Below are 12,850 nucleotides of genomic sequence, written 5' to 3' on the forward strand. Positions count from 1 at the left end.
CGTAGAACGAGGGGCGCCGGGGCCGAGTTCCTCGATGAGAGAGTTCTCATCGGGCCAGGTCCGCGAGGGCCGCGGTGGCGGCATGGAAGCCGCCCATCCCGTGGACCCCTCCCCCGGGCGGGGTGGACGCCGAGCAGATGTAGAGACCCTTCGCGCCGAGCGAGTACGGATTCGGCGACATGCGGGGGCGCATCACGAGCTGCCACGGATCGTTGGCCCCGCCGCCGATGTCCCCGCCGACGTAGTTGGCGTTGTGCGCCTCGAGCTGGGCGGGCCGCGTCGTGGTCTGCGCGACGATCCGGTCGCGGAAGCCCGGCGCGAAGCGTTCGACCTGCCGGGTGATCGCCTCGGTCGCATCGCCGGTGTAGCCGTTCGGCACGTGCGCGTACGTCCACACCGGGTGCACGTTGCCCGCGGACCGGCCGGGATCGGCCAGGTACTGCTGACACGCCAGCACGAACGGCCGCGCGGGCATGCGCCCCGCGTGGACCTCGCGCTCGGCCGCGTCGATCTCCTCGAGGGTTCCGCCGAGGTGCACCGTGCCGGCCTGGGCGGCCCACTCATTGGCCCACGGCACTCCGCCCTCGACAGCGAAGTCGACCTTGACGACCCCCGGGCCCGAGCGCCACCTTCGCAGCGGTCGACGGACCCGGCCCGGGAGGCGGTCGCCCGCGACCTGCAGGACCGTCCGGGGGGAGGTGTCGAAGATGACGATGTCCGCCTGGGGCAGCTCGGTCACCCGGTGCCCCGTCTCGATGCGGCCCCCGTGCTCGATCACGTCCGAGGCGAGGGCGTTCGCGATCGCGATCGAGCCGCCCTTGGCGACGGGCCACCCGTACGCGTGGCTCGTCACGGCGAACATCAGCCCGAGACCGCCGGTCGTCGGTCGACCCAACGGGTGCATCGCGTGGGCCGCGAGCCCGGCGAACAGCCCGCGCGCCTCCTCGGTCTGCCAACGCCGGGCGATCCAGGACGCCGGCTGCAGCGCCCGCAGCCCGAAGCTCGCGAGCAGGAGCGGATGCCTCGGCACGTGCAGGACGGGGCCGAAGATCTCCTCGATGAGCGCATCGCTTCGCCGGACCAACGGCGCGAAGAGCCGGCGCCAGGCCTCGCCGTCGATGCCGAGGCCGTCGACCGTGCGGTCGAGGTCGCGGAAGAGCACCCCGGCGCGTCCGCCGTCGAGCGGGTGGACGGCATCGACCTGCGGCCACAGCCACTCCAGGCCGTGCCGCTCGAGATCGAGACTGCGAAAGAACGGCGATGCGACCCCGGTCGGGTGGGTCGCCGAGCAGATGTCGTGCAGCACGCCCGGGACGTTGAGCTCGGCTGAGCGGGTGCCGCCACCGATCTCGTCCTCGGCCTCCAGCACCGTCACCGCGACGCCTGCGCGGGCGAGCACGACGGCGGCGGCGAGGCCGTTCGGACCGGATCCCACGACGACGGCTGAGGTCATGCCACCGACCCTAGCCGGGCCCCCTCGACCACCCCCGGGCCCGCGCCCTGTGACCCGGGTCACCTCTCGAGCGGTCGCATGGCAAGACGGGTTCGACGGCATGGGGCGACCCCTTAGGCTTGCCTAAGGGAACCTCCCCTTCCAAGAACTCCCGTCCTCAGGAGCAGTGCATGAGCAGGCAGTTGCGAGTCGCCGTCATCGGTGCCGGCCCCGCCGGCATCTACGCCGCCGACATCCTCACCAAGTCCGAGGGCGTCGACGCGCGCGTGGACATCCTGGACCGCGACCCCACGCCGTTCGGCCTGATCCGCTACGGCGTCGCGCCGGACCACCCGCGCATCAAGGAGATCGTCAAGGCGCTCAAGCGCGTCCTGTCGAACCCGGACATCCGCTTCTTCGGCAACGTCAACTACGGCTCGGACCTCAAGCTGGACCACCTCCAGCAGTTCTACGACGCGGTCATCTTCGCGACCGGCGCCCGCGCCGACCGGGATCTCGACATCCCGGGCATCGACCTCAAGGGCTCGTTCGGCGCTGCGGACTTCGTCTACTGGTACGACGGACACCCGGACGCACCGCGCGAGTGGCCGTTCGAGCCGCACGCCGAGTCGGTCGCGGTCCTCGGCGTCGGCAACGTCGGGCTCGACGTCGCCCGCATGCTGGCCAAGACCGCCGACGAGCAGCTCGTGACCGAGATCCCGCAGAACGTCTACGAGGGTCTCAAGGCCAATGCGGCCAAGGACATCCACGTCTTCGCCCGTCGCGGCCCCGCCCAGGTGAAGTTCACCCCCATGGAGCTGCGCGAGCTGAGCCACTCCCCCAACGTCGACGTGATCGTCCACCCCGAGGGCTTCGAGCTCGACGAGGGCTCGATGGACTCGATCCGCGCCTCGAAGTCGGTCAAGCTCGTCGTCGACGTGCTGCAGAACTACCTGGCCAAGGAGCCGAAGGGTGCGGACCACCGCATCCACATCCACTTCTGCCAGAACCCCGTCGAGGTCCTCGGCGAGGACGGCCGGGTCGTCGGCCTGCGTACCGAGGTCACCGAGCTCGACGGCACGGGCAACGCCCGCGGCACCGGCGAGTTCAAGGACTGGCCCGTGCAGGCGGTCTACCGTGCGGTCGGCTACCGGTCGGACAACCTGGCCGGCATCCCGTTCGACAACAACACGGCCACGGTCCCCAACGACGGCGGCCGGGTCATCGACATCGACGGCGAGCCGCTGCCCGGCGCGTACGTCACGGGCTGGATCAAGCGCGGACCCGTCGGCCTGATCGGTCACACCAAGTCGGACGCCGCCGAGACCATCCGTCTCCTGCTCGAGGACGTCGACCGCCTCCAGCCTCCAGCGAACCCCGACCGTGAGGACGTCGACGCGTACCTCGCGGGCTGCGGCATCGAGTTCACGACGTGGGAGGGCTGGGAGAAGCTCGACGAGCACGAGATCGCCCTCGGAGAGGCGGCCGGGCGGGCGCGCATCAAGGTCGTCCCGCGCGACGAGATGGTGCAGATCAGCCGCAGCTGAGTCAGGCCGGGCGGCCCTGCATGTTGCAGATCGTGTCGTGCATCGCCTCGTCGGGCGGGGCGGTGCACGGCAGCGGCTGCAGGTCCGGCCGGGCCCGCAGGCCGTCGAGCAGCAGTGCGAGGTAGCGCCGCCACAGGTCGGGCTGCGCGCTCGTCGTCATGACACTGATGACCATGAGCTGCATTCCGAGATCGGTCACGCCGACGTCGGGGCGCAGCGTGCCGTCGTCCTGGGCGCGCCGCACCAGCTCCTCGAGGATCGGCCCCAGTCGTTCGCGGCCGATGCTGCGGTGCGCGTCCTCGGAGATCGTCTGCGCCATGACCTCCTTGAGCCCGCGGTCGGCGACCTGGTGCTCGAGCGCCTGCTCGAGGAACCACGCAAGCCCCTCGTAGGCGTCCGCCATCTCTGCGGACCGCTCGGCGATCGTGACGATCTCGGTGATCCGGGACTCGAAGAGCGCCTGGACCAGCTCGGCCCGCTCCGGGAAGCGGCGATAGACCGTGCCCACCCCGATGCCCGCACGGCGGGCGATCTCGTCGTAGCCAGCGTCGAGCCCGTGCTCGGCGAACACCTCGGCAGCCGTGTCGAGGATCAGCTGACGGTTGCGAGCAGCGTCGGCGCGCAGGGGGCGTTCTGCCTCCGCCGCCTCGATGCTCGTGGTCATTCATCCATGTTACGGGAGCGGAGCCGATTTTCCGGTTCGTGCGACATCTCACACACTCAACTGGAGCCAAGGTTCCGGTTCTGTCGTACAGTGAAACGGAAGAGGGTTTCCACTTCTTCGTGACATCACAAGAGCTGGAGATCCCATGGCCCGCACGATCACCGAGGACCGGGCGCCCGAGCCCGCGGTCGGCCCGACCAATCCTCATCACGCGACCCGCTGGGTGATCCTCGCCGTCATCGCACTCGCCCAGCTCATCGTCGTGCTGGACGCGACGATCGTGAACATCGCGCTGCCGACCGCGCAGGAGGCCCTCGGGTTCTCCAACGACAACCGCCAGTGGATCGTGACCGGCTACGCCCTCGCGTTCGGCTCGCTGCTGCTGCTCGGCGGTCGCCTGAGCGACCTGGTCGGACGCCGGCCGATGTTCATCGCGGGCCTGATCGGCTTCGCCGTGGCGTCGGCCGTCGGCGGTGCCGCGCAGAACTTCGAGACCCTCGTCGGCGCCCGCGTCGCCCAAGGCGTCTTCGGCGCCCTCCTCGCCCCCGCGGCGCTGTCGCTGCTGACCGTCACGTTCGTCGACGCCAAGGAGCGCGCCAAGGCGTTCGCGATCTTCGGCGCGATCTCCGGCGGCGGCGGCGCGATCGGCCTCATCCTCGGCGGCGCGCTGACCGAGTACCTCTCGTGGCGCTGGTGCCTCTACGTCAACGCCCCCCTCGCGATCCTCGCAGTCCTCGGCGGCGTCTTCCTGCTCAAGAAGCAGCCGAGGTCGGAGGACGCCAAGGGCATCGACGCCCCCGGCACCGTCGTGGTCATCGCCGGCCTGATCTCGTTCGTGTACGGCCTGGCGAGCGCCGAGTCCGACGGCTGGGGCAGCGCCACCACACTGATCTGCATCGGTGTCGGCCTGGCCCTGCTCGCCCTCTTCGCAGTGATCGAGAGCCGCGTCGAGGAGCCCCTGCTCCCCCTGCACATCGTGTGCGACCGCACGCGCGGCGGCTCGTTCCTCGTGGTCGCGATCGTGGGCATCGGCCTGTTCGCGGTGTTCTTGTTCCTGACCTACTACGTCTCGCTCACGCTGGGCTACACCCCCCTGAAGACGGGCTTCTCGTTCGTCCCGATGATCCTCGGCATCATGGTCACCGCGACCAGCTCGGCGGGGCTCGTCGCCCGCATCGGCCCGAGGATCCCGGTGTTCGTCGGCATGCTGCTCGCCGCCGTCGGCATGGTGCTGTTCGCCCAGCTCGACCTCGACAGCACGTACGCCGCGAACATCCTGCCCGGCCTCGTCATCACGGGCCTCGGTGTCGGGCTGTCGATGGCCCCGGCGTTCAGCGCTGCGGTCTCCGGCGTGGACGCCGAGCACGCGGGTGTCGCGTCCGCGTCGGTCAACACGTTCAACCAGATCGGCGGCTCGATCGGCACCGCGGTGCTGAGCGCCTTTGCCGCGACCGCCACCTCGGACTACCTGGCCGGCAGGACCCCGTCCGCCCTCAACCAGCAGCTCGCGGCGATGCACGGCTACACCACGGTGTTCTGGTGGTCCGCGGCGATCTTCGCAGTCGGCGCCGTCATCTGCGGGGCACTCCTCCGGAGCGGGCCCATCACGATCGATCCGGACGCGGCGCCGGTCCTGGCTCACTGAGGAGCCGAGACCCGTCATGTCCACCCTCACCGGACAGCAGCACGGCCCGGCCCGCGGGACTCCCTCCCCGCGTGGGCCGGCCGTGTCTGCGCATGCCCTGCGCGCAGGGCGCCGAGTCGCGTCGTCGACCGGTCTCCGGGAGGTGGCCGTGCTCGCCGGTCTCTGGGTCGCGTACAGCGTCAGCCGTCTCCTGGCCACCGACGACCTCGCTTCCGCACGTGCGCGAGCGGGCGACATCCTGCACGTCGAGAGCCTGCTCCACCTCGACATCGAGTTGTGGCTGAGCTCAACGGTGGGCGCCGTCACGCAGATCGCGGTGCCGATGTCGTTCTGGTACGCGACGCTGCACTACGTCGTGACACCGGCGGTCCTGGTCCTCGTGTTCCTGCGGCACCGCGCCGACTACCCGCGCGCCCGCAACGCGATCGTGATCGGCTCGGCCATCGGGCTGGTCTGCTACGTGCTGCTGCCGACGGCACCCCCGCGGCTCATGCCGGGCGGCCAGTATCTCGACGTCCTCGCGATGACCTCGACGTTCGGCTGGTGGGGCGGCGACGCGTCAGCCCCCGCCGGGCTCGGCCACCTCACCAACGAGCTGGCGGCCATGCCGTCGCTGCACGTGGGCTGGACCGTCTGGGTCGCCTGGGCGATCTGGCGTCACACGGGTCTCGTCGGGCGCGCGATCGCCTGCCTGTACGTGGCCGGGACAACCTTCGTCGTCATCGCGACCGGCAACCACTGGGTGCTCGACGCAGTCGCCGGGGCCGCGGTCGTGGCCGTCGGCATCGTCCTCTCCGGACGCATCGCGTCCCGCACTCGCGCTGACGACCTGGCCAGCAGATGATTGCCCCCCTGCTGGGCTTCGCGTTCGCCTTCGCCGAGTCCGGCCTGGGCCTCGGCGCCGTGATCCCCGGCGAGGTCGCGATCACGAGCCTCGCGGCGAAGACGGACGGACCGCTGGCGCTCGCGGTCCTGGGCGCAGCGGTCGCGCTCGGGGCGACGGCCGCGGACCACCTCGGACTCTTCATCGGACGGGCAGGCGGACCACGTCTGCGGGAGTCGCGGCTCATCGCCCGGGTCGGGGTCGAGCGCTGGGACCGCGCCGGTCGCCTCATGCAGCGCCATGGGTTCTGGGCCGTGCTGGCCAGCCGCCTGCTGCCCCTCGTGCGCACCGTCATGCCGGTCGTCGCGGGTGCGGCGCACCTGCGCTACCGCTGGTTCTTGCTGGCCTCCGTCCTCGGCGCGATCGCCTGGTCGAGCCTGTGGGTCGGCGCCGGCGCCGGCATCGCGGCAACCGGCGTCCTGGACGACCCCTGGCTCGTCGGTGGACTCGTCGCGGTGATCGTGGCGGGCCTGGTCATCCGTGCCCTCGTGCGCCGCCGGCGAGCTCGCACGGCACCCGAGCCGACCGGATCGGCTCCGATTTCGGCCACGGAGCCCGGCGAGATATTATGACGTCCTAGGAATTTACTAGGACGTCCTAGTGATTGAGGAGTGCTGCATGAGCGGAATCGACAAGGTCGGAGTCATCGGCGGAGGGCTGATGGGCTCGGGCATCACCGAGGTCGCCGCTCGCGCGGGTCTTGACGTCGTGGTCATCGAGATCAGCCCCGAAGCGGCCAAGGCCGCCGCCGAGCGCGTCGAGGGCTCGCTGCGCAAGGCTGAGTCCCGGGGCAAGATCGAGTCCGCCGAGGTCACCGCGGTCCTGGACCGGATCCGGTTCGAGACCGACCTGGAGACGCTGGCCGACCGCGATCTCGTGGTGGAGGCCGCCAGCGAGGACGAGCAGATCAAGCTCGAGCTGTTCCGTACGCTCGGCCGGGTCCTGACCAAGGACGACGCGATCCTCGCCTCCAACACGTCCTCGATCCCGATCGTCAAGCTGGGCGCGGTCTCGGGCCGTGCGCACCACGTCATGGGCGTCCACTTCTTCAACCCCGCGCCGGTGATGCAGCTCGTCGAGCTCATCCCGTCGCTGACGACGTCCGCCGAGACGCTCGACCGCATGCGCGGCTGGGTCACCGACACCTTGGGCAAGCAGCCGATCGACGCGACCGACCGCGCCGGGTTCGTCGTCAACAGTCTTCTCGTCCCGTACCTGCTGTCCGCGATCCGGATGTACGAGGCGGGCTACGCCTCGGCCGAGGACATCGACCGCGGCATGGTGCTGGGCTGCGGCCACCCGATGGGCCCGCTCGCCCTGTCCGACCTGATCGGCCTGGACACCATCAAGGCGATCGGCAAGTCGATGTACGACGAGTTCAAGGAACCCCTCTACTCACCCCCGCCGTTGCTCGACCGCATGGTCGACGCCGGACTGCTCGGCAAGAAGTCCGGGCAGGGCTTCTACGGCTACGAAGGACGCTGACGATGACCGACGCCGACCAGGCAACTGACATGTTCGTGCTCTCCGAAGAGCACCAGGCGATCCGCGAGGCCGTCCGGGCCGTCGCCGAGGACAAGATCGCCCCCTTCGCCGCCGACGTGGACGCGCAGCCGCGCTTCCCTCAGGAGGCCGCCGACGCGCTCCTGGCGTCGGACTTCCACGCTCCCCACGTGCCTGAGCAGTACGGCGGCGCCGGTGCGGACGCCCTCGCGACCGTCCTGGTCATCGAGGAGGTCGCCCGTGTCGACGTGTCCGCCTCGCTGATCCCCGCAGTCAACAAGCTCGGTTCGCTACCGGTCCAGATCGGCGGCAACGAGGAGATCAAGGCCAAGTACCTCGGCAAGCTCGCGCGCGGCGAGGGCGGCTTCTCGTACTGCCTGTCCGAGCCGGACGCCGGCTCCGACGCCGCCAACCAGAAGACCCGCGCGGTCCGCGACGGCGACGACTGGGTGCTCAACGGCGTCAAGCGCTGGATCACCAACGCGGGCGTCTCGGAGTACTACACGGTGCTCGCCCAGACCGACCCGACCAAGCGCACCAAGGGCATCACCGCGTTCGTGGTCGAGAAGTCCGATCCCGGCGTCTCGTTCGGTGCCCCGGAGAAGAAGCTCGGCATCAAGGGCTCGCCGACGCGCGAGGTCTATCTCGACAACGTGCGCATCCCCGGCGACCGCATCATCGGCGAGGTGGGCGAGGGCTTCTCGATCGCGATGAAGACGCTCGACCACACCCGCGTGACGATCGCCGCCCAGGCCGTCGGCGTCGCGCAGGGCGCCCTGGACTACGCCCTTGGCTACATCCAGGAGCGTCAGCAGTTCGGCCACCCGATCAGCGACTTCCAGGGCCTGCAGTTCATGGTCGCCGACATGGGCATGAAGATCGAGGCCGCCCGCCAGCTCACGTACGCGGCCGCGGGTCGCTCCGAGCGCGGCGACAAGGACCTCACGTTCTTCGGCGCAGCCGCCAAGGCGTTCGCCTCCGACACCGCGATGCAGGTCACGACGGATGCCGTGCAGCTCCTCGGCGGCTACGGCTTCACCGCCGACTACCCGCTCGAGCGCATGATGCGCGATGCCAAGATCACCCAGATCTACGAGGGCACCAACCAGGTGCAGCGGGTCGTGATGGCGAGGCAGCTGCTCGCGGGGGTGCAGTCCAAGCTCTGAGGACCTAGGTCCCCCGTTTTCGGGTCCCGCGGCCGTGGCGCCGTCGCGCCGGGCACTCCAGCGTTGCACCTGACCCCCAGGGAGAAGGCGACGATGAGCGGTGGACCGGTGGTTCTCGGCGATGACGGCACCCGCGGAGCGGCGATGGACTTCGCTCTGGCGGAGGCGGGTCGGCGGCACGCACTGCTGAAGGTCGTGCACTGCGCGCCGCTGCCGACGGATCTCGGCGACCTCGTGGCCAGCGAGGCGGTCCACCGCGAGGTGCTGTCCGCGGGGCAGGAGCTGCTCGACAGGACCGCGCAGCTCATCGAGCAGCGCCGGGCCCAGGTCGACGTCGAGTACGTGCTGTCCGACCTCGCGCCGACCCAGCACCTGCTCGAGGAGTCAGGGACAGCGCAGCTCCTGGTCACGGGCATCGACGACATCCCGTGGTACGACCGACTGTTCGGCGGGGCCGTCGCCAGCTATCTCGCAACCCACGCGGAATGCCCGCTGGTCACCGTCCCCAAGCATCTCGACGACGGTCGGCGGCACGAGGGTGTCGTGGTCGCCCTCGACGGCACGTCGGATGCCCGGCCGCTGCTGTCCTTCGCCTTCGAGGTCGCACAGGGGTGGGGAACGACCCTGCACGCCGTGCGGATGGTGTCGGTCGGCGCCGTGCCCGACGTGGTCGAGAGCGCCCGCGCCAATCTCAGCGAGGTCCTCGCCGGGTGGGGCGAGAGCTACCCAGACGTGCGGGTCGAGCAGGAGGTCGTCGTCGCCGAGCCCAGCGACGCCTGCATCGCCGCGACCCGTCGTGCCGAGCTCGTCCTGGTGGGCCGGTCGGGCCGGCACCGGATCCGCCGGCCGACCGCGGCCGGCCTCGTGCGGCACGCCACGTGCCCGGTGGCCGTCGTGCCACTGGATCCGCGGCCGGCCGCGACGTGACGGAGGACCCGGAGCGCGAGCTCACCTTGACCCAGCTCCTGGCGACCAGGATCAGGACAGCGGACGGCAGGAGCCTGGGGCGGCTCCGGGACCTGCGGATCGAGCGGCTCGCCCCCGGCTCACCAGTCGATCGCGTCCTGCTGGGCGCCGGTCGCGGCGACCGCTACGTCCTGCCGTGGTCCATGCTCTACCTCACGCCGGACGACAGCGTCGCGTCGACGCTCCGGCTCCGCTCGGAGGAGATCGGCAGCCACCGCGTGGTCGACGCCGAGCCGGCGCCGCCCGGGTCGGGGGCGGTCTGGCTGGGTCGGGACGTCCTCGACTCCCAGGTGGTCGACCTGTCGGGCAGCCGACTCTCCCGGGTGTCGGAGGTGTTGTTGCGGGTCGACCACCACGGTGCGCCGGTGCCGGTCGCCGTCGACCTGGGCGTCGGCGCGCTCATGGCCCGCATCGGTCTTCGCGCCGCCGCACGTCACCTGCCGCGCGTGATCGTCCCGTGGGACGATCTCTACCTCGCATCCGCGGGCGGTCACCGCTCGGAGCTCGCCGTGTCCACGGATCGGTTGGGCCGCCGGGACGCGTCCGTGGTCGCCGAGATCATCGCTCGTCTGCCGCTCAGGAGATCTGCCGAGGTCCTCCAGGCGGTCCCCTCGTCCCGCGCAGCCACGGCCCTCGCGGCCAGCAACCGCGCTCTGCGCCATCGGCTGGTCCGACTGCTCCCCGCGCGCCGCTCGGACGCACCGGTCGTCACCCACGACCCCGACTCGGTGACCGATGGCCGCCGGCTCCTTCGGACGGCGGGGTGGCGCGTCCCACGTCCTCGGAGGACGAGCCGATGAGCGGTGCCCCGGCGTCTGTGGGCAGCACGGTCCCCCGTCCCGGTCCGCTGCGGCGCTGGCGACTGCGGCTCCTGGCCCTCATGGCCGTGGTGGGCCCCGGGCTGCTGGCGGGACTGTCCGACGACGACCCGGCCGGCATCACGACGTACTCCGTCCTCGGGACCGACTACGGCTACCAGCTGTTGTGGGTCCTGGCCCTGTCGACCCTGGCGCTGATCATCTTCCACGGACTCGCCGTGCGGGTCGGTGTGGTCACCGGGCAGGGACTCCTCGGTCTGGTGCGGGACCGCTACGGCCCCCGCGTGGGCTCCATGACCCTCGTGCTGCTGCTCATCGCCAATCTCGGCACGACGTGCGCCGAGCTCGCCGGCGTGGCGGCCGGCCTGGAGCTGTTCGGTGTCAGTCGCTACATCGCGGTGCCCGTCGCTGCAGCCGGTGTGTCGCTGCTGGTCCTCAAGGGAGCGTTCCACCGGGTCGAGCACGTCCTGATCGCGTTGGCCGCGGTGTTCGTCTGCTATGTCGTGGCAGGCGTGGTGGCAGATCCGGACTGGGGGGCGGCGGCACACGGCCTGGTCACGGTCTCGATGCCCGTCGACCGGGACGCGGCAGTCATCGTGTGTGCGACCGTCGGCACCACATTGGCGCCCTGGGGGCTCAGCTTCATCCAGTCGTACGCGGTGGACAAGAAGCTGACGGTCGACGACCTGCCGTCCGAGCGCATCGACGTGGTCGTGGGCTCGGTCCTCACCGGTGTCATCGGCTTCTTCGTCGTGGTCACGTGCGCCGCGACCCTGCACCCCGTGGGCGCATCGATCAGCGACGCCTCGGACGCGGCCGACGCCCTCAGACCCCTGGTGGGCAAGGAGGCGCCCGTGCTGTTCGGCGCCGGGCTGATCGGCGCCGCGGTGCTCGCGGCGGCGATCCTGCCCCTGTCCACGGCGTACTCGGTGTGCGAGTTCATGGGAAGGGAGGGGGCGCTGGACGACGGCTTCTCCGGGGCTCCCCTGTTCTACAGCACCTACATCACCATCATGGGCACCGCGGCAGCGCTCGTGCTGCTTCCCGGCGTCTCGCTCGTTCCCGTCCTGGTGCTGACCCAGGTGCTCAACCTCGTCCTCGTCCTGCCGCTCATGGTGATCCTGTACCGCTTGGGCCGCGACCCCGGCGTCATGGGGACGTACAGGGTCTCGGAGCGGACCAGGGCCGTGTACCTCGCCGCGATCGTGCTGGTCGGTCTGTGCGTGACGGCGCTCGCGGTCCTCCTGCTCCCCGGGCGTTGACGCCACGCAGCGCGTGACGGTGGACGGCGACTGGGGCCCTTGGTCCCACCGATCGTGGCCCACCGGCGGTGACGAGGCGGGGTCCGCCCACCTGATCGTGAGAGCACCATCTCGAACCAGGAGCGCCCCCATGTCCAAGCCTGTCACCGTCGGCATCCTCGACAAGCAGCCCAACGTGCTGTCCTACGCCATCCGCGCTGCCGCGACCGGGGACAGCGTCCTCCGCGTCGTCCACGCTGCTGGCTTCCCGGCCCAGTCCGCAGACTTCTACGCCGGGATGGAGATGCTGGACGATCTTCGCGCCGCCGGCCAGGGGGTGCTCGACGACGCCCGGGAGCTCGTCGAGCACGAGGCGCCCGACCTCACCGCCGAGTACGTCCTGACGACCGAGACCCCCCTCCACGCTCTCGAGCACGAGGCCGCCGGGGCGCGCATGCTGGTGCTCGGCTCGGACCAGGTGTCCTGGTTCGACCGGCTCCTGCGCAGCCGGGTCTCCGGACATCTGGCCCTTCACGCGGCATGCCCGGTCGTGGTGGTGCCCACGCTGCCGTCCGCAGAGGATCTCGGCCGACGGGTCGTCCTGGCGCTGGACGGTGACGCCTCGGACGAGGGCCCGGTGCGGTTCGCCCTCGAGCAGGCCGCAGCGCGCCGCGGGCCGCTCAACGTCGTCCATGCCCTTGCTGCGGGTGTACCCCCGAGCGAGGTCGGTCCGCTGCGCGCCGAGGTGAGCGAGGTGCTGGAGGACGCGAGCGCCGCCTACCCCGACACGCCGATCTTCACCTCGTTCTCCGTGGGAGAGGTCGGGCACGCGATCATTCACGAGGCCCAGCATGCCGGGCTCGTGGTCGTCGGCAGGCCCAGCGGCCCCGCCAGGATGTTCTCCCGTCCGGTGGCCACCCAGGTCCTGCGTGAGGCGCACTGCGCGGTTGCCATCGTCCCTCCCACCTACAAAGGCCCCTGAACA

Annotated in this window: 12 protein-coding genes; 10 read left to right on the plus strand and 2 right to left on the minus strand. The window is 70.8% G+C overall.

Going from position 1 to position 12,850, the window contains the following annotated elements; translation table 11 throughout:
• Positions 1-46: 46 nt before the first annotated feature.
• A complete protein-coding gene (locus tag GEV26_RS16445) occupies positions 47-1,453 on the minus strand; it encodes a phytoene desaturase family protein (RefSeq protein ID WP_153654639.1) in 1,407 nt (468 codons plus the stop codon).
• Between the two features lie 170 nt (positions 1,454-1,623).
• On the opposite strand from GEV26_RS16445, the gene GEV26_RS16450 reads away from it, so the two are divergent.
• Positions 1,624-2,979, plus strand: coding sequence for an FAD-dependent oxidoreductase (locus GEV26_RS16450; protein ID WP_153654640.1), 1,356 nt, complete (start codon positions 1,624-1,626; stop codon positions 2,977-2,979).
• A 1-nt stretch (position 2,980) separates the two neighbouring features.
• On the opposite strand, the gene GEV26_RS16455 is transcribed toward GEV26_RS16450, so the two are convergent.
• Positions 2,981-3,643, minus strand: a complete 663-nt coding sequence (locus tag GEV26_RS16455) for a TetR/AcrR family transcriptional regulator (RefSeq protein WP_153654641.1) — start codon at positions 3,641-3,643, stop codon at positions 2,981-2,983.
• A 145-nt stretch (positions 3,644-3,788) separates the two neighbouring features.
• Here GEV26_RS16455 and GEV26_RS16460 point away from each other — a divergent pair, with 145 nt between their 5' ends.
• From GEV26_RS16460 to GEV26_RS16500, 9 genes are all read left to right on the plus strand, one after another.
• Positions 3,789-5,288 (plus strand): MFS transporter, encoded by a 1,500-nt coding sequence (locus tag GEV26_RS16460; RefSeq protein ID WP_153654642.1) that lies wholly within the window; start codon positions 3,789-3,791, stop codon positions 5,286-5,288.
• A 148-nt stretch (positions 5,289-5,436) separates the two neighbouring features.
• Positions 5,437-6,132 (plus strand): phosphatase PAP2 family protein, encoded by a 696-nt coding sequence (locus GEV26_RS16465; protein WP_194839898.1) that lies wholly within the window; start codon positions 5,437-5,439, stop codon positions 6,130-6,132.
• The gene (locus GEV26_RS16470; protein ID WP_153654644.1) at positions 6,129-6,743 is read left to right on the plus strand and encodes a DedA family protein; all 615 of its coding nucleotides are present in this window, start codon (positions 6,129-6,131) and stop codon (positions 6,741-6,743) included. The genes GEV26_RS16465 and GEV26_RS16470 overlap by 4 nt, the downstream gene beginning before the upstream one ends.
• Positions 6,744-6,798: 55 nt before the next feature.
• Positions 6,799-7,656, plus strand: a complete 858-nt coding sequence (locus tag GEV26_RS16475; RefSeq protein ID WP_279586782.1) for a 3-hydroxybutyryl-CoA dehydrogenase — start codon at positions 6,799-6,801, stop codon at positions 7,654-7,656.
• Positions 7,657-7,658: 2 nt separating this feature from the next.
• Positions 7,659-8,840, plus strand: a complete 1,182-nt coding sequence (locus tag GEV26_RS16480) for an acyl-CoA dehydrogenase family protein (protein ID WP_153654646.1) — start codon at positions 7,659-7,661, stop codon at positions 8,838-8,840.
• 93 nt (positions 8,841-8,933) lie between these two features.
• Complete coding sequence (locus tag GEV26_RS16485; protein ID WP_153654647.1) at positions 8,934-9,767, plus strand: universal stress protein; 834 nt, start codon at positions 8,934-8,936, stop codon at positions 9,765-9,767.
• Complete coding sequence (locus GEV26_RS16490; RefSeq protein ID WP_153654648.1) at positions 9,764-10,606, plus strand: hypothetical protein; 843 nt, start codon at positions 9,764-9,766, stop codon at positions 10,604-10,606. The genes GEV26_RS16485 and GEV26_RS16490 overlap by 4 nt, the downstream gene beginning before the upstream one ends.
• Positions 10,603-11,886 carry an NRAMP family divalent metal transporter gene (locus GEV26_RS16495; protein WP_153654649.1) on the plus strand — a complete coding sequence of 428 codons (1,284 nt, stop codon included), beginning with the start codon at positions 10,603-10,605 and terminating at the stop codon, positions 11,884-11,886. Before GEV26_RS16490 ends, GEV26_RS16495 begins: the two co-directional genes overlap by 4 nt.
• Before the next feature lie 130 nt (positions 11,887-12,016).
• The gene (locus GEV26_RS16500; RefSeq protein WP_153654650.1) at positions 12,017-12,847 is read left to right on the plus strand and encodes a universal stress protein; all 831 of its coding nucleotides are present in this window, start codon (positions 12,017-12,019) and stop codon (positions 12,845-12,847) included.
• The last annotated feature ends 3 nt before the right edge of the window (positions 12,848-12,850 follow it).

The organism is Aeromicrobium yanjiei (genome assembly GCF_009649075.1).
Classification (GTDB): domain Bacteria; phylum Actinomycetota; class Actinomycetes; order Propionibacteriales; family Nocardioidaceae; genus Aeromicrobium; species Aeromicrobium yanjiei.